Raw genomic sequence first — 16,664 nt, forward strand, 5'->3', positions numbered from 1 at the left:
CAGCAGCTTCAGCGATAGGTCACGGCCCGCGCGGCCTCGACCACTTCCTGGACGTTCGGCAGCGCAAGCTTTTCGAGATTGGCGGCGTAGGGCATGGGGACGTCCTTGCCATAGACGCGCAGCACCGGCGCATCGAGATAGTCGAAGGCGCTCTCCATGACGCGGGCGGAAATCTCGGCGCCGACACCGGACTGGCCCCAGCCTTCCTCCACCGTGACGAGGCGGCCTGTCTTCTTCACCGAGGCGAGGATGGTCTCGGTGTCCATCGGGCGGATGGTGCGCAGGTCGATCACCTCGGCGTCGATGCCGAGCTTGGCGAGTTCGTCCGCCGCCTTCAACGCGTAGGACATGCCGATCGACCAGGCGACCAGCGTCACGTCCTTGCCGGGGCGGGCGATGCGCGCCTTGCCGAGCGGGACGATGAAGTCGTCGAGCTTCGGCACCGGCGAGGAGTGGCCGTAAAGGATTTCGTTCTCGAGGAAGATCACCGGGTTGGGATCGCGGATCGCCGCCTTGAGCAGGCCCTTAGCGTCGGCGGCGGTGTAGGGCGCCACCACCTTGAGGCCGGGGATGTGCGAATACCAGGCGGTGTAGTCCTGGCTATGCTGGGCGGCGACGCGGGCGGCGGCGCCGTTGGGGCCGCGGAACACGATCGAGCACTGGATCTGGCCGCCGGACATATAGAGCGTCTTGGCGGCGGAGTTGATGATCTGGTCGATCGCCTGCATGGCGAAGTTGAAGGTCATGAACTCGACGATCGGCTTCAGCCCGGCCATGGCGGCGCCGACGCCGACGCCGGCGAATCCATGCTCGGTGATCGGGGTATCGATGACCCGCTTGGCGCCGAATTCCTGCAGCAACCCCTGGGTGATCTTGTAGGCACCCTGATATTCGGCGACTTCCTCGCCCATGACGAAGACGTCGCCGTCGCGGCGCATCTCCTCGGCCATGGCGTCGCGCAGCGCCTCGCGCATGGTCTGGTTGACCATCTCGGTGCCCTCCGGCACTTCCGGCTCGGGCGCAGGAGCGGAGACGACCGCGGGGGCCGCCGGGGCGGGGGCGGACGTGACGACCGGCGGCGGCTCGGCCGGGGCGGCGGCCACCGGCGGCGCGGACTCGGTGGCCTTCGGGGTGGGAGCTGCCGCGGCGCTGGCGTCCTCGCCATCGGCGAGGATGACGGCGATCGGGGTGTTCACCGCGACATCCTGCGTGCCTTCCGGCACCAGGATCTTGCCCAGCGTCCCCTCGTCGACCGCCTCGACTTCCATCGTGGCCTTATCGGTCTCGATCTCGGCGATGACATCGCCGGATTTGACCGTGTCGCCTTCTTTCTTGATCCACTTGGCCAGATTGCCCTTCTCCATGGTGGGAGACAGGGCGGGCATGAGAATTTCGGTCGGCATGGCGGCGTTCCCCAAAGAACGAGCGTCGAGATCGCGCGTCACTGATGCGTCGGTGCGGAGGGCACGAACGTCAGGTTGCTGTAGACGGCCAACGAAGCGGTGGCCACGAGAAAGGCGACGAAGAGGGCGACCAGCATCCGCGAGAGGCGTTGCGAAAGATTGGCCGCCCGGTCCGCCGGCGCCCCGGCGAGGTGGCGTATGGCGAACGGCCACACGACCATCTTGATCCAGTCGGCAGCCGCGTTGCTGCCGCCGCCGGCGCGGACGCCGGAAAGAATGCGGAACGCCGTGGCGACGGAAAATACCCACAGCACGACGATCGCCGATGCTCCGGCGACCCACAAACCCCAGAACAGCCAGGCGAGCATGCCCCTGCCCCGCCGATCAGCGGAGGACGTCGGTGTAGAGCTCGGAAGGATCCGGCTCCGGATCATGGCTGGCGAAATCGGCGGCGGCGTTCATCACCTCGCGGATTTCGGCATCGATGGCCTTGAGGTCGTCCTCGCTGGCCCAGCCCTTTTCCAGCAGGCGCGCGCGCACCTGCTCGATCGGGTCGTGCTCGGTCCGCATCTTCTGCACCTCCTCCTTCGACCGGTACTTGGCCGGGTCGGACATGGAGTGCCCGCGATAGCGGTAGGTGAGCATTTCGAGGATGTAGGGACCCTTGCCGGAGCGGGCGAATTCCACCGCGCGCTCGCCGGCGGCCTTGACCGCCCGCACATCCATGCCGTCGACCTGCTCGCCGGGGATGTTGAACGAGGCGCCGCGCTTGGAGAAATCGGTCTGCGCCGAGGCGCGGCTCACCGCGGTGCCCATGGCGTAGCGGTTGTTCTCGATGATGTAGACCACCGGAAGCTTCCAGAGCTCCGCCATGTTGAAGCTCTCGTAGACCTGCCCCTGATTGGAGGCACCGTCGCCGAAATAGGTCAGGCACACGCCGCCATTGTCGCGGTAGTGGTTGGCGAAGGCGAGGCCGGTACCGAGCGACACCTGGGCGCCGACGATGCCGTGGCCGCCGAAGAAGCCCTTCTCGATGCTGAACATGTGCATCGAGCCGCCCTTGCCCTTGGAATAGCCGCCGCGGCGGCCGGTGAGCTCGGCCATGACGCCCTTGGGGTCCATGCCGGTGGCCAGCATGTGGCCGTGATCGCGATAGCCGGTGATCACCTGATCGCCCGACTTCAGCGCCATCTGCATGCCGACGACGACGGCTTCCTGCCCGATATAGAGATGGCAGAAACCGCCGATGAGGCCCATGCCATACATCTGGCCGGCCTTTTCCTCGAAACGCCGGATCTCCAGCATCTGTCGATAGGCGGCGAGTTCCCGATCCTTCGAGAAGTCCAGCGCATCGGCCGGCTTGTCGGAACGCCTCGTGGAAGATTTCGGCGCAACGGCCTTGGAGGCAGTGGTCCTGGGGGCGGGGGACTTCTTCGCAGCTACAGCCATAGGCGCATCCCTAGCTCGTTACCGGATTTTGGGAGTGTCTTAGCGCAACTTCCGAGCCGACGCTACGCGCAAAACGCAATGCTGCGGCGCACAACATGTTGCCAGCGCAAGGGTTTCCCGCTCTAAACTTATATACGGTTAAATGTAAGATTTAACTTTTATGAAGTTAAGCTATTGCGATTTATCGGTTTCCCGCTGGTATTCCAGGCGTGCGCGAAGACCGGGCGCCATCGGAGCCCTTTTCGCACATTGAACCTACGGATGAGCCTATTGCATCAATGTCGGCTGCGCGCGGGGGCGCAGCAGGACGAGGTCCTTGGGATGGACCAGATTGAGCAGCGAGCGGGCCTGCTCGTCCAGCATGTCGGCATCGACGAGATCGGGCGACAGCAGGCGCACCTTGGCTTCGATGGCCTGGCGCTGGGTGCGCAGGACATCGCGCTCCTGCGTCAGCGCCTGCATCTGCTCCTCGAAGTGCCTTCGTGCCACCAGGCCATATTGGCCGTTATAGCCCTGGAAGGCGAAATAGCCGATGAGCGATGCCGCGCCGAGATGCAGCGTGACGGTTTGGAGAATCGAGCGCCAGCGGGTGCGTGCTATCATGGATGAAAGCTTAGCCCTATCCGGTTGAGGCTCCGTTAACTCTGTCGCCGGGAGGCGGCAAAACCGGCCCGGGCGGGCCTTCAGCGCCGCGGGCCGGCCCGCCGCCGGCTCAGAGGGTGGCGAGCACGCCGCTCACGATCGCGTTCAGCTCCGCCGGCTGCTCCAGCGGCACATAGTGGCCGCAGCCCGGAAGTACGTGCAGCGTGCCGCGACGCGCCAGTCTCGCCTGCGCCGAGCTCACCGCCGGGCCGGGAAACCTGTCGTCCGCGCCGGTGACGATGGTCACCGGACCCGGAAAGGCGGCAAGGATGTCATCGCGGCTCGGCCGGCTGTGGAAGGCCCGTATGGCCCGCGCCAAATCGCCGGCGGACTGGCGGAGAGCAATGGCTGCGGCGCGGTCGCGCGCACATGCGGCCGAGGTGGGGAACAGCGGAGCCCAGAGCGCCTGCCACGCTGGCGCGACGCCTTCATGCGCCAGAATGTCGAGCGCGGCATCCCTGAACGCCGGCTCGGGCCGATGGACGGCTTTGGTGCCGATCAACACCAGGGCGGCCACCCGCTCCGGTGCCGCGGCCGCCAGTTCGAGGGCGCAGGAGCCGCCGATCGAACAGCCGACCACGACCAGCCGACGCCCCTTTACGCTTTTCAAGATAGCGGAAGCCCAGTCCGCCATGCGATCGCCCAGAGGGTAGAGCGTCGGGGCGAATGTGGCGCCGGGCAACAGATGGCGTTGCCCGGCCCACATGGAGGCGTCCAGGGGAAGCGCGTGCAGCAGGACCAGTTCGACCGATCCGTCAGCGGGCATGCCGAACGCCGCCTGCCGCCGTCGCCCCGCCTCTTCTCAGCCCAGCGCCTTCAGCGCCGAGCGGCCGGCATAGATCGCCTGCGGGCCGAGCTCCTGCTCGATGCGCAGCAGCTGGTTGTACTTGGCGGTGCGGTCGGAGCGGGCGAGCGAGCCGGTCTTGATCTGCCCGCAATTGGTGGCGACCGCGAGATCGGCGATGGTCGAATCCTCGGTCTCGCCCGAGCGGTGCGACATCACCGCCGTGTAGCCGGCCTTGTGCGCCATCTCCACCGCGTTCAGTGTCTCGGTGAGCGAGCCGATCTGGTTGACCTTCACCAGGATCGAATTGCCGACGCCCTGCTTGATGCCGGCGGACAGGCGCTCGACATTGGTGACGAACAGATCGTCGCCGACCAACTGGCACTTCGAGCCGATCGTGTCGGTGAGCAGCTTCCAGCCCTCCCAATCGTCCTCGGCCATGCCGTCCTCGATGGTGACGATGGGATAGCGGGCGACGAGATCGGCGAGATACTTCACCTGGGTCTCGACATCGCGCACGACGCCTTCGCCCTCATAGTCGTACTTGCCGTTCTTGAAGAACTCGGTGGAGGCGCAGTCGAGGCCGATATACACGTCCTCGCCCGGCTTGTAGCCCGCGGTCTCGATGGCCTTCACCACAAAGGCGAGCGCGGCGTCGGCCGACGGCAGGTTGGGGGCGAAGCCGCCCTCGTCGCCGACATTGGTGTTGTGGCCGGCGTCCTTCAACGCCTTCTTCAGCGTGTGGAAGATCTCGGCGCCGGTGCGCAGGCCTTCCGCGAAGGTCGGGGCGCCGACCGGCAGGATCATGAATTCCTGGAAGTCGATCGGGTTGTCGGCATGGGCGCCGCCATTGACGATGTTCATCATCGGCACCGGCAGGACGCGGGCGTTGACGCCGCCGACATAGCGGTAGAGCGGCAGGTCGCGGGCGGCGGCCGCCGCCTTGGCGAGCGCCAGCGACACGCCGAGAATGGCGTTGGCGCCGAGGCGGGCCTTGTTCGGGGTGCCGTCGAGCTCGATGAGGATCTGGTCGATCGCCGCCTGGTCCTCGGCGTCCATGCCGCCGATGGCGTCGAAGATCTCGCCGTTGACGGCGTCCACCGCCTGCGAAACGCCCTTGCCGAGATAGCGGGACTTGTCGCCGTCGCGCAGCTCCACCGCCTCATGGGCGCCGGTCGAGGCGCCCGAGGGCACCGCCGCACGGCCCTGGGAGCCGTCCTCGAGGATCACATCGACCTCGACGGTCGGGTTCCCGCGGCTGTCCAGAATCTCGCGGCCGATAATGTCGACAATGGCAGTCATTCGCTTCCCCGGTTCGTCATGGGCGATGGTGTCACAGCGCTTCTACCGCCTCGCCATGACATGCGAAAGAGCCCGCGCTAAAGAACCGCGCGGGTGGGCACGAGGAGAAAGACGATGACCGACGAAACGCTGCAGCTCGGGCGCGCCACCGTGTGGCCGGCCTCCCCCGGGCAAGCGGTGCTGGACCGCGTGCCCAACCCGCAGGCCGACACGCTCTATGTCGCGCGCTTCACCTGCCCGGAATTCACCTCGCTCTGCCCGGTGACCGGGCAGCCGGACTTCGCGCATCTGGTCATCGACTATGTGCCGGACGGCTGGCTGGTGGAGTCGAAATCGCTGAAACTCTATCTCGCCAGCTTCCGCAATCATGGCGCCTTCCACGAGGACTGCACGGTGGCGGTGGGGCGGCGGCTCGCCGATCTGCTGAAGCCGCACTGGCTGCGCATCGGCGGCTACTGGTACCCGCGCGGCGGCATCCCGATCGACGTGTTCTGGCAGAGCGGCGCGCCGCCCAAGGATATCTGGCTGCCCGACCAGGGCGTGCCGCCCTATCGCGGACGCGGCTGAACTCTCCAGCCGTTCGATAGGCCGCTTGACACCATCGGCAACGGCCCGGATGGTTCCCAGCCTCGAACCATCGGCGCGCACGCGCTTGTCCTTCCGAACTCGCGAGCGTGCCCTCGGATGCCGACGACCTTCGCGGTGGTGATCACCAATTACAATTACGGCCGCTTCGTCCTCGAGGCAGTCGACAGCGCACTGGCCCAGAGCCGGGCGCCGAACCGGGTGATCGTGATCGATGATGGTTCGAGCGACGATTCGGCGCTGCGGCTGACGCAGACCTATGGCGACGATCCGCGCGTCGAGCTGGTGTTCTCGCCCAATCGCGGGCAGCTGGCGGGGTTTGCCGCCGGTGTGGCGCGGGCTGACGCCGACGTCGTCTGCTTCCTCGACGCCGACGATTTGTGGAAGCCCGACTATCTCGCCCGGCTCGGCGCGCTCTACGATGCCCGCCCCGATATCGATTTCGTCTTCTCGAACCTGCATCAGTTCGAGCAGGCGCATGGCATCGAAGCTTTCGCCGACGCGGAGGAGGATCTCGGCCATACCGCGGTGATGACCTATCTCACCGGGGCCTGGTATGGCGCCTCCACCTCGGCGCTCTCGCTGCGGCTCTACTGGGCGCGGCGCTGCACCGATTTTCCCGAGCCGTTCATCCGCATGTGGAGGCTCTGCGCCGATGGCTGCGTGGTTCTGTCGGCCAGCATCTATGGCGCGCGCAAATATTATTTGCCGACTAATAGCGTGCGATATCGCGTTCATGGCGGGAACGGCTGGTATGCCAACCGGACCGACGTGTCGGATTATCGCGAATCCATCGCCAAACGCGGCACGGTGAACTATTGCGCCGGATTGATCGGCCTCGCGGCCGACAGCGCGGCGATGCTGCCGCTGGAGCTTGCCACCAAGCCGGCACCGCCCGATCGTGAGATTGCCCGCTACCGCGACGTGATCGAACGGCTGGCGCGGGATCCGGCCGCGGTTCCTCCGCTGGATCACCTTCCGCTGCCGCGCCGGGAGCCGGCGAGGAGCCTGGCGAAAGCCGCGGCGCCGCTTCCGCCTCCTGCGCGTGCCGCCGGGCACCCTGCCCTGGCGCCGCCGCCGGATGTCGTGCCGGCAGCCGAACCCTCGGTCGCGGGGATCGTCCCGCGACGGAAGATCGAGAGCGCGTTCATCGCCATCGGACAGCGCTCGCCCTGGCGCCACCCGCGCCGCTATTTGCGCGATATCCTACGCGTCGTGCTGCAGAAGCCGAACGTCTGAGCCGGCCGGCCGCACCCTGTCGGTCACTCCACGGTGACCGACTTGGCGAGGTTGCGCGGCTGGTCGACATCGGTGCCCATCTGCACCGCGGTGTGATAGGCGATGAGCTGGATCGGGATCGCATAGACCAGCGGCGCCACCAGCGGGTTCATTTCCGGCAGAACCAGCGTCGCCTCGGTCTCGATACCGGCCTCGGCGGCGCCGCGCGCATCGGTCAGCAGGATGATGCGGCCGCCGCGGGCAGCGACTTCCTGCATGTTCGACATGGTCTTGTCGAAGACCTGGTCATGCGGGGCGATCACCACCACCGGCATCTTCTCGTCGATCAGCGCGATCGGGCCGTGCTTCAGCTCGCCGGCGGCATAGCCCTCGGCGTGGATGTAGGAAATCTCCTTGAGCTTCAGCGCGCCTTCGAGCGCCAGCGGATAGGAGGTCGAGCGGCCGAGATAGAGCACATCCTGCGACTTGGCGAAGGAGCGTGCCAGCTGCTCGATCTGCGGGCCGAGCCGCAGCGCCTCGTTCATCAGCCTTGGCACCTCGACCAGGGCCCGCACCAGCTCGCGCTCGCGCTCCGGCGTCAGCACGCCGCGCGCCCGGCCCGCCGCCACCGCGACGGCGGCCAGCGTCGCCAGCTGGCAGGTGAAGGCCTTGGTGGAGGCGACGCCGATTTCCGGGCCGGCAAGGGTCGGCATCACCGCATCGCTCTCGCGGGCGATGGTGGAGGTCGGGACATTGACCACCGCCATCACCTTCTGCCCCTCCTGCCTGGCATAGCGCAGCGAGGCCAGCGTGTCGGCGGTCTCGCCGGACTGGGAGATGACGATGGTGAGCCCGTTCTTCGGCAGCGGCGCCTCGCGGTAGCGGAACTCGGAGGCGACATCGATTTCCACCGGCAGGCGGGCGATCTGCTCGAACCAGTATTTGGCGATCAGCCCGGCATAATAGGCGGTGCCGCAAGCGGCGATGGAAATCCGCTCCAGGCCGGTGAAATCGAAGGGCAGGTCGGCTTCCAGCTGCACCGTCTCGGCGGCGAGGTCGAGGTAGTGCGCCAGCGTGTGCGAGACCACCTCCGGCTGTTCGTGCATCTCCTTGGCCATGAAATGGCGGTGGTTGCCCTTCTCCACCAGGAAGGCGGAGGCGGTGGAACGCTGGATCGGCCGCACCACCACATCGTTGGCGGCGTTGTGGATTTCCGCCCGGCCGCGATGCAGCACCGCCCAATCGCCGTCGTCGAGATAGCAGATGGTGTCGGTGAAGGGCGCCAGCGCGATGGCGTCGGAGCCGAGATACATCTCGCCCTTGCCATAGCCGACGGCGAGCGGCGAGCCCTTGCGGGCGCCGATCAGGAGGTCGTCCTCGCCCTCGAACATGAAGGCCAGCGCGAAGGCGCCCTTGAGCCGCGGCAGCGACGCGGCGACCGCCGCCTCCGGCCCGGCGCCGCCGCGCAGCTCGCGGGTGACGAGATGGGCGACGACCTCGGTGTCGGTCTCGCTCTCGAAATTGGCGCCGTCGCGCAGCAATTCCTCGCGCAGTTCGCGGTAGTTCTCGATGATGCCGTTATGCACCACCGCCACCTGCATGGTCGCATGCGGATGGGCATTGGCGACGCTGGGCTTGCCATGGGTCGCCCAGCGGGTGTGGCCGATGCCGACATGGCCAGCGAGCGGCGCCTGGGCGAGCTCGTTTTCCAGATTGCGCAGCTTGCCCTGGGCGCGGCGGCGGGTGAGGCGTCCCTGCTCCAGCGTCGCCACCCCGGCGGAATCATAGCCGCGATATTCGAGGCGCTTCAGCGAATCGACGAGCCGGTCGGCCACGGACGCCGTACCAACGATGCCAATGATGCCACACATGGCGCAGACCTTTCGCGCGAACCAGCACAGGAGTTTACCGGTACGGGTTTAACCGGGTGTCACCGCACTGCAAAAATCAATTCGGATGTCGATTCTTATCTCAACCCGCGGTGGCGGCTTTCCGGATCGCCTGAAGCCGCTCGCGCAGACGCGCGGCGAGGCCCGGCTTGTTCACCTGCCGGGCGCGGCCGATGGCCAGGGCATCGGCCGGCACGTCCTCGGTGATGACCGAGCCGGTGCCGATATAGGCGCCGTCGCCGATGGTGACGGGAGCCACCATCAGGCTGTTGGTGCCGATGAAGGCATTGGCGCCGATGGTGGTGCGGTGCTTGCTGAAGCCGTCATAATTGCAGGTGATGGAGCCGGCGCCGATATTGGTGCCCTCCCCGACCGTCGAATCGCCGACATAGGACAGGTGGTTGACCTTCACCCCCGGTGCGAGGTCGGCGTTCTTGATCTCGACGAAGTTGCCGATATGCACGCCCTCTTCCAGCCTGGCGCCGGGGCGGAGCCGGGCGTAGGGGCCGACCGAGACGCCACCGGCAAGCGTCGCGCCCTCGATATGGCTGAAGGCGCGGATGACGACGCCGTCCGCCACCGTGACGCCGGGGCCGAACACCACGTTCGGCTCGACGACGACGTCGCGGCCGAGCCGGGTGTCGGCACTGAAGAACACCGTCTCGGGCGCGACGAGCGTGGCGCCGCCCTCCATGGCCGCCCGCCGCAGCCGCTGCTGCTGCACCGCCTCGGCCTCGGCGAGCTGGGCGCGGGTGTTGACGCCGGCGACCTCGCCGGCCTCCGCCACGCACACCGCCGCCGGGCGACCGCGGGCGATGACCGCCTCCACCGCATCGGTGAGGTAATACTCGCCCTTGGCATTGGCATTGCCGATGCCGGAGAGAACCTCCAGCGCCAGCTTTCCGTCGATCGCCATCAGCCCGGCATTGCACAGGCCGATGGCCTTCTCGGCCTCGCTGGCGTCCTTCTCCTCGCGGATGGCCACGAGGTCTTCGCCCCAGGTGATCAGGCGGCCATAGCCGGTCGGATCGGCGGGTCGGAAGCCGAGCACCGCCAGGCCGTCGCCCTCCGCCAGCGGCGCGCGCAGCGCCTCCAGCGTCTGCGGCCTGACCAGCGGCGTATCGCCATACATGACGAGGATGTCGTCATACCCCCGCTCCAGCGCGGGGGTGGCGGCAAGCACCGCATGGGCGGTGCCGAGGCGCTCGCGCTGCACGAACACGCTCGCCTCCGGGGCGAGGCGATGCACCTCCGCCGCCACCTGTTCGTGGTCGGGGCCGATCACCACCGCGATCTCGGCAGCGCCGGCCGCCTTCGCGGTTTCCAGCACATGGCCGACCATGCTGCGCCCGGCGACCTTGTGCATGACCTTGGGCAGCGCCGACTTCATGCGCGTGCCTTCTCCGGCGGCGAGGACGATGACGAGCAGACGGCGCATGCGCGGATTCTCCGAAAGAACGGGCGCCCGTCTTTAGCGCAGCGCCGCCATCGGCGGGAAGACCGCGAAATTCCGGCCGTTGAATGGCGGCGCCCGCCGTGGCATCCAATGGGACGTTCGCAAGCCGCCGTGCCTAAACCGCCGTGTCCTAGCCGCCATGTCCTAGCCGCCATGTCCTAGCCGCCATGTCCTAGCCGCCCGAGGAGCCGATCATGAACCAGCGCAACTTCCTGCCGGGTGCCCGCGCCTGGAACGTCATCCTGGTGCTTGGCGGCTTCGCGCTCGGCTGGGCGATCTATATGCGCTACGCGCTGGTGGAGCAGTCGGCGGTCGGCCTCGCCTGCCTCGGCGTCGAGACCGGCAGCTGCATCGCCCGGCGCACGGTGATTGAGCTGTTCGGCTATTCCGCCTTCGGCATCGCCGCGCTGGCGACATCCCTCATCCAGCTCGTCCGCCCCTCGATCCCGATGTTCACCCTGGCGCTCATGGCCACCGCGGCCGGACTGGTGATGTACAACAACAACCTGTCCGGCGTGGCGGCGGGCCTGCTGCTCATCTCGTTTGCGCGGCCGTGGCAAGGCGCCAGAGACTGAGCGCCATCACCACAAGCAGCGCGCTGGTCCACAGGCCCTGCCAGTTGGCGAAGGTCTCGTTGACCGCGATGTAGAGGCCGCTGCCGAGGAAGATCGCCGCGGTGATCTTCTCGGCCGCCGCCGCCTCGGCGCTCACGCGCGGCGCCGCGACCAGCGCGTAGAAGGCGAAGGCCATGATGATCGGCGTCAGGCCGGCGAACTGGAAGTCCTTGTAGCGCGGGTCGAAGACCAGCCCCAGCGCCACATGCGCGATCAGCACCACCGCGGCGGCAAGCAGCAGCGCCATCGCCCGCTCCACCGGCGCGGCGGCGCGGCGCGATAGGCCGTCCAGCGCCTGGGTGAGCGCCACCGCCCTCGCCTGCCGGCCCACCGCGAAGGCGGCGACGAGCGGCACGAGCACCGCCAGGGCCAGGATCGATCCGCCGCGCAGCCCGCCGCCGATGCCGAGGCTCTCGATCGGCACCGAGACCAGGGCGCGGCCGATCGTCAGCCCGGAAAACAGCGCAATGCCGGACACCGCCAGCCAGCGGCGGTTGTTCATGCCCCGGCCCCGGCTGCCAATGGCGCCGGCGACAAACACGCCCAGAGCCAGGAAAATGCCGAGGATCGCCTGCCGCAGCCAGTGCGGATGGTCCGACACCGCCTCGCCCCAGCCGAACTTGAAGTCGCGGGTATAGGCATCGAGGAAGCCCCAATGGCCGCCCACCGTGCCCTCGGAGGCGCGCTTCCACGGCTGGTCGAAGGCCTCGATGACGTTGAGCCGGTAATTTTTCTCCTTGGCGAGCGCCAGCAACTCCTGGATTACCATCGCCTGGTTGGAGGGCGAGGGCAGCGCGCCCTCGCGCATGCGGCCCTCGCTCGGCCAGCCGGTCTCGCCGATCAGGATCTCCTTGTCGCCGAACACCTTGCCGACATGCTCGCGGATTTCGCCGATATGGGCGGCCGATTTGTCCGCGGCCACCGGCACGTCTTCCCAGAACGGCAGGATGTGCACGGTGACGAAGTCGACATACTGCGCCAGATCCTTGTTGCGCTCCCAGAACTCCCAGACATCGGCATAGGTGACCGGCACCGGCACCTTGGACTTCACCTCGCGGATCAGCGCTGCCATGCCGGTGGAGGATTGCTCGCCGCGCAGCAGCACCTCGTTGCCGACGATGACGGCGTCGATGACGTCCGGGTTCTGCTGCGCCGCCTTCACCGCCGCGTCGATCTCGACGCGGTTCTTCGCCTCGTCGCGGCCGATCCACATGCCCTGCAGCACCTTGAGCCCGTGCTTGCGCGCCATTGCCGGCACCACCTCGAGACCCATCTCGGTGGAATAGGTGCGCACGCAATGGGTGATCTTCGCCAGCCGGGCGAAGTCGTCGTCAATCTGCCCGGGCGGGATGACCAGCCCCTCGATGAAGGGCGACTGGCCGGGGCGGAACGGCGCATAGGAGACGCAGGGCATCTTCTCGCCTGCCGCCAGCGGGGTGGCGGGCATCGGCACCGGCTGGCCCAGCCAGGCCCAGACGGCAACGATCACCGCGCTGACGAAGGCGGCGAGCAGGGGGGCGAGGCGCATGCGGAAGGTCTCCAGCGGCAGGGTGCGGTGCGGCACCGGCTGGGGTAGCGGTGCAAAATGGCGAGCGCAAGGGGGCTGACGCAGGGCGGCAAAACAGCGCGGAGCGGGGTCACCCTCGAAGAAGGGGCGAGGGGGCGGCGTGACCGGGAGGCGGCCCGGAAGCAGGAAGTTGCGATCTTAAATGTCCGCTGAGGATGGTTACGCACAATGAGGCGGCAAAGGCGCCGCGATGCTGACAAATTCAGCAGCTTCACCTAGTGTCTTAAAGCTGGTTTGGTTTCCTCTCGCGTGTGACGAATTCCTCCATGTTGTGCTCTGTACGCCCCTTCGCCGCCGCTCTGCTCGGCGGCCTTCTTCTCACGGCTGCCGTCACCGCTCCGGCGTTCGCGCAGAACAGCGCGCCCGAGCAGAAGCCGGCCGAGCAGCAGTCCCCGGAAGAGCAGGCCAAGGAGGCCCAGCGCCGGTCGATCGAGGAATATAACGAGGCGGCCAAGCTGCCGGGCAATGCCGGCCTGCCGGAATGCGTGTGGAGCGGCCGGCGCATCGCCATGCTGCTCTGGCGCGACGATATCGACACCGCCCGCCGCCACATGGAGCTCTATGAGCGCTTCGGCTGCCCCACCGAGCATCTCAAGATCGCGTTCCGCTGCCTCGTGCGGCAGGGCAACATAGATCCCAAGGCGCAGGAGCGCCTCTCCGAACGGGTGCATGCCTGCTGGGTGAATCCGGACTCGACGCCGTCCGCCCCGGCAGCGCCCGCCGCCGCCCCCGCCGCGCAATGATCTGAGCCCAACGATTTCAACGTAATGATTTCATGGCGCGGCCCCAGCCGCGACACGCCGCCGCCACAGACGGGAACCATCTTCCCGTCGTCGCGTTCTAGGCAAGCCGCAGGCACGAATCGTATTTTTTGCGATGCAGCCATGCGGATGCTGCAAACGCGTTGAAGTTCAATTATATATTCGCCCGTTACCTCTCAAAAGCTGGTGGGTTGTCCATGCGTCCCGCTGTTCGTGTTGCTGCCGCTGCGATTGCGGTAGTCACGTCCGTGCATGCCTTCATGTGGCTCGCAATGCGTTCGGAGGTGACCGCTCCGGCGATCTCCGACCGTTTGGCCAGCATGTCCTTTGCGCCCTATGCGCGCGACATGAACCCGGACAAGGGACAATCGACCACGGAGGCGCAGGTTCGCGCCGACGTGGAGGCGGTTGCGCCCTATACCAAGGCGGTGCGTACCTACGCCTCCACCGGCGGGCTGGAAAACGTCGCCCGCATCGCTTCCGAAAAAGGGTTGAAGACAACCATCGGCGCGTGGCTCGACGAAAACGAGGACCGCAACGCCCGCGAGATCGCCAACGCCATCGATGCGGCGAAGAAGAATTCCAACGTCGTTGGCATCGTGGTCGGCAACGAGTCGATCCTGCGCGCCGAACGGACGCCCGAGCAACTCATCGACACCATCCGCCGCGTGAAGCGGGAGGTGAACGTACCGGTCACCACCGGCGAGACCTGGGACGTCTGGCTCGAGCATCCCGAGCTGGTATCGGCCGTCGATTACATCGCCGCCCATATCCTGCCCTATTGGGAAGGCGTGCCTGCCGACCAGGTGGTCGACCGCACCATCACCATCTATAACCGCCTGCGCGCCGCCTATCCCGGCAAGCGCATCGTCATCGCCGAGTTCGGCTGGCCCAGCGCCGGCTACAACCGCGACGGCGCCGTCCCCGGCGAGCTGATCCAGGCGCAGGTCATCCGCGACTTCGCCGCCCGCGCGGATGCGCTGGGCATCGACTACAACCTCATCGAAGCCTTCGACGCGCCGTGGAAGAGCTTCGAAGGCTCCGTCGGCCAGTACTGGGGCATGCTCGACGCCGACCGGCAGTTGAAATTCCCGCTCGCCGGGCCGGTCACGCCCTCCACCTACAACGCCACCGCCGCGATCGCGCTGCTGTTCGGCATCGCCTTCTCGCTGCCTCTGTTCCGCTTCGCCCGGCTGACCTTCACCCAGGCCGCGGTGATGGCCGGCGCCGCCAATCTCGTGGGCGCCTGGATCGCCACCGTCACCGATCACTGGCTGACCCACTATGTCGTAGGCGGCAACAAGATCACCTTCGTGGTCTCGATCGTGCTGCTGGTGCCGCTGGTCATCGTCATGCTGTACCGGGTCGAGGAACTGGCGACCATCGCCTTCGGCCGTCGCCCGCGCCGGCTGATCGAGGCGAATAATACCGCCATGCCGGCCCGCACGCCCAAGGTGTCGATCCACATCCCGGCCTATAAGGAGCCGCCGGAGATGCTGAAGCAGACGCTGGACAGCGTCGCCCGGCTCGACTGGCCGAACTATGAGTGCCTCGTCATCATCAACAATACGCCCGACCCGGCTTTCTGGGAGCCGATCGAGGCCTATTGCCAGCAGCTCGGCGAGCGTTTCAAGTTCATCAACCTGCCCAAGGTCGAGGGCTTCAAGGCCGGCGCGCTGCGCGTCGCCATGGAGCAGACCGCGCCGGATGCCGAGATCATCGGCGTGATCGACGCCGACTATGTGGTGGCGCCGAACTGGCTGCGCGATCTGGTGCCGACCTTCGAGGACCCGACGGTGGGCATCGTGCAGGCGCCGCAGGACCATCGCGACGCCCATCGCAGCCTGCTCAACGAGGCGATGAACACCGAATATGCCGGCTTCTTCGACATCGGCATGGTCCAGCGCAACGAGCACGACGCCATCGTGGTGCACGGCACCATGTGCCTGATCCGCCGCGCCGCCATGGTGGAAGCCGGCGACTGGTCGAGCGACACCATCTGCGAGGACACCGATCTCGGCCTCTCCATCGTCGAGCGCGGCTGGAAGAGCCACTACACCAACACCCGCTATGGCTGGGGCCTGCTCCCGGACGATTTCGCCTCGTTCAAGAAGCAGCGCCACCGCTGGGCCTATGGCGGCATGCAGATCATCAAGAAGCACTGGCGCCGCATGCTGCCGAACGGCGGCACCCGCCTCAACAGCGCCCAGCGCCGCGAATTCTCGATCGGCTGGGTGAGCTGGCTCGGCGCCGAGAGCATCGGCGCGCTGGTGGCGATCCTGTCGCTGCTGTGGGCGCCGGTGGTTTTCGCGCTCGGCATCGCCGTGCCGCAGCGGATCCTGACCGTGCCGATCGTGTTCTGCTTCGGCATCTATGTGCTGCATTTCTGCGCCCTCTACCGCCTGCGGGTGGCGACCACGCCGCTGCGGATGATCGGCGCGGCCTTCGCCGCCATGGCGGTGCAGTTCACGGTGGCCAAGGCGGTCTATGACGGGTTCCGCTACAAGGACCTCGCCTTCGCCCGCACCGCCAAGGGCTCCTGGCTGGCCGGCGCCGCCCGCGCCTTCCCGGCCCTGCCGGAGGCGGTGATCGGCGGCGGGCTGATGCTCAGCGCCATCGCCCTGCGCATGACCAACTGGCATGCGGTGGTCGAGGTGGACCTGTTCGCCCTGGCGCTGGCCATCCAGGCGATGCCCTTCCTTGCCGCCGCCGTGATCGGCTGGCTGGAAGGCTCGAAGTACAACGAGTTCGCGACCTGGGCGAGCCTGAGCGCCCGTGCCCTCGCCCTGCTGCCGGGCCGTGCCACCCAGCCGGTGGCGGTCGGCATCACCGTCAACAGCGCCGCCGGCGAGCTGCCTCCCGCGGGTACGCAGATGTAGGACGAAGCTGCCGGACCCTCGTCCGGCTCCTGCGACGAAGCTGAAGCGCCGGTTCCTTGTGGGGCCGGCGTTTTGCTTTGGACAACGCCAGGCAGAGGGGGCAGCGCACCGTTGC

The 16,664-nt window shown here is 67.3% G+C and carries 14 protein-coding genes; 5 read left to right on the forward strand and 9 right to left on the reverse strand.

Annotated elements, in window-relative coordinates:
- Positions 1-8: 8 nt before the first annotated feature.
- The 6 genes from J2X65_RS01935 to eno all read right to left on the reverse strand — a co-directional run bounded on the left by J2X65_RS01935 (position 9) and on the right by eno (position 5,580).
- On the reverse strand, positions 9-1,403 hold the full coding sequence (locus J2X65_RS01935) for a pyruvate dehydrogenase complex E1 component subunit beta (RefSeq protein WP_310197195.1): 1,395 nt from the start codon (positions 1,401-1,403) through the stop codon (positions 9-11).
- 38 nt (positions 1,404-1,441) lie between these two features.
- Positions 1,442-1,771, reverse strand: coding sequence for a hypothetical protein (locus J2X65_RS01940; RefSeq protein ID WP_310197200.1), 330 nt, complete (start codon positions 1,769-1,771; stop codon positions 1,442-1,444).
- A 16-nt stretch (positions 1,772-1,787) separates the two neighbouring features.
- Positions 1,788-2,852 (reverse strand): pyruvate dehydrogenase (acetyl-transferring) E1 component subunit alpha, encoded by a 1,065-nt coding sequence (gene pdhA, locus J2X65_RS01945; protein WP_310197202.1) that lies wholly within the window; start codon positions 2,850-2,852, stop codon positions 1,788-1,790.
- Positions 2,853-3,119: 267 nt separating this feature from the next.
- Positions 3,120-3,455, reverse strand: a complete 336-nt coding sequence (locus J2X65_RS01950) for a septum formation initiator family protein (RefSeq protein ID WP_310197205.1) — start codon at positions 3,453-3,455, stop codon at positions 3,120-3,122.
- Between the two features lie 109 nt (positions 3,456-3,564).
- Positions 3,565-4,260, reverse strand: coding sequence for an alpha/beta hydrolase (locus J2X65_RS01955; RefSeq protein ID WP_310197209.1), 696 nt, complete (start codon positions 4,258-4,260; stop codon positions 3,565-3,567).
- Between the two features lie 36 nt (positions 4,261-4,296).
- Positions 4,297-5,580 (reverse strand): phosphopyruvate hydratase, encoded by a 1,284-nt coding sequence (eno, locus tag J2X65_RS01960; protein WP_310197212.1) that lies wholly within the window; start codon positions 5,578-5,580, stop codon positions 4,297-4,299.
- Between the two features lie 114 nt (positions 5,581-5,694).
- Here eno and queF point away from each other — a divergent pair, with 114 nt between their 5' ends.
- The gene (queF, locus tag J2X65_RS01965) at positions 5,695-6,147 is read left to right on the forward strand and encodes a preQ(1) synthase (protein WP_310197215.1); all 453 of its coding nucleotides are present in this window, start codon (positions 5,695-5,697) and stop codon (positions 6,145-6,147) included.
- A gap of 117 nt (positions 6,148-6,264) precedes the next feature.
- Positions 6,265-7,404 (forward strand): glycosyltransferase family A protein, encoded by a 1,140-nt coding sequence (locus J2X65_RS01970; RefSeq protein WP_310197218.1) that lies wholly within the window; start codon positions 6,265-6,267, stop codon positions 7,402-7,404.
- A gap of 23 nt (positions 7,405-7,427) precedes the next feature.
- Here the strand turns inward: J2X65_RS01970 and glmS are convergent, their stop codons facing one another.
- Both glmS and glmU read right to left on the reverse strand, forming a co-directional pair.
- Positions 7,428-9,254 (reverse strand): glutamine--fructose-6-phosphate transaminase (isomerizing), encoded by a 1,827-nt coding sequence (glmS, locus tag J2X65_RS01975; protein WP_310197220.1) that lies wholly within the window; start codon positions 9,252-9,254, stop codon positions 7,428-7,430.
- 100 nt (positions 9,255-9,354) lie between these two features.
- On the reverse strand, positions 9,355-10,710 hold the full coding sequence (glmU, locus tag J2X65_RS01980) for a bifunctional UDP-N-acetylglucosamine diphosphorylase/glucosamine-1-phosphate N-acetyltransferase GlmU (RefSeq protein ID WP_310197223.1): 1,356 nt from the start codon (positions 10,708-10,710) through the stop codon (positions 9,355-9,357).
- A gap of 212 nt (positions 10,711-10,922) precedes the next feature.
- Between glmU and J2X65_RS01985 the strand changes: the two genes are divergently transcribed.
- Positions 10,923-11,303: a hypothetical protein gene (locus tag J2X65_RS01985; RefSeq protein ID WP_310197225.1), complete on the forward strand. Its 381-nt coding sequence runs from the start codon at positions 10,923-10,925 to the stop codon at positions 11,301-11,303.
- Here the strand turns inward: J2X65_RS01985 and J2X65_RS01990 are convergent.
- Complete coding sequence (locus J2X65_RS01990) at positions 11,263-12,870, reverse strand: beta-1,6-glucan synthase (protein ID WP_310197228.1); 1,608 nt, start codon at positions 12,868-12,870, stop codon at positions 11,263-11,265. The two genes, J2X65_RS01985 and J2X65_RS01990, sit on opposite strands and share 41 nt — an antisense overlap.
- A gap of 305 nt (positions 12,871-13,175) precedes the next feature.
- On the opposite strand from J2X65_RS01990, the gene J2X65_RS01995 reads away from it, so the two are divergent.
- Positions 13,176-13,652, forward strand: a complete 477-nt coding sequence (locus tag J2X65_RS01995; protein ID WP_310197231.1) for a hypothetical protein — start codon at positions 13,176-13,178, stop codon at positions 13,650-13,652.
- 215 nt (positions 13,653-13,867) lie between these two features.
- Positions 13,868-16,549 carry a glycosyltransferase gene (locus tag J2X65_RS02000; protein ID WP_404977641.1) on the forward strand — a complete coding sequence of 894 codons (2,682 nt, stop codon included), beginning with the start codon at positions 13,868-13,870 and terminating at the stop codon, positions 16,547-16,549.
- Positions 16,550-16,664: the final 115 nt, after the last annotated feature.

This window comes from Ancylobacter sp. 3268, assembly GCF_031456575.1.
Classification (GTDB): Bacteria; Pseudomonadota; Alphaproteobacteria; order Rhizobiales; family Xanthobacteraceae; genus Ancylobacter.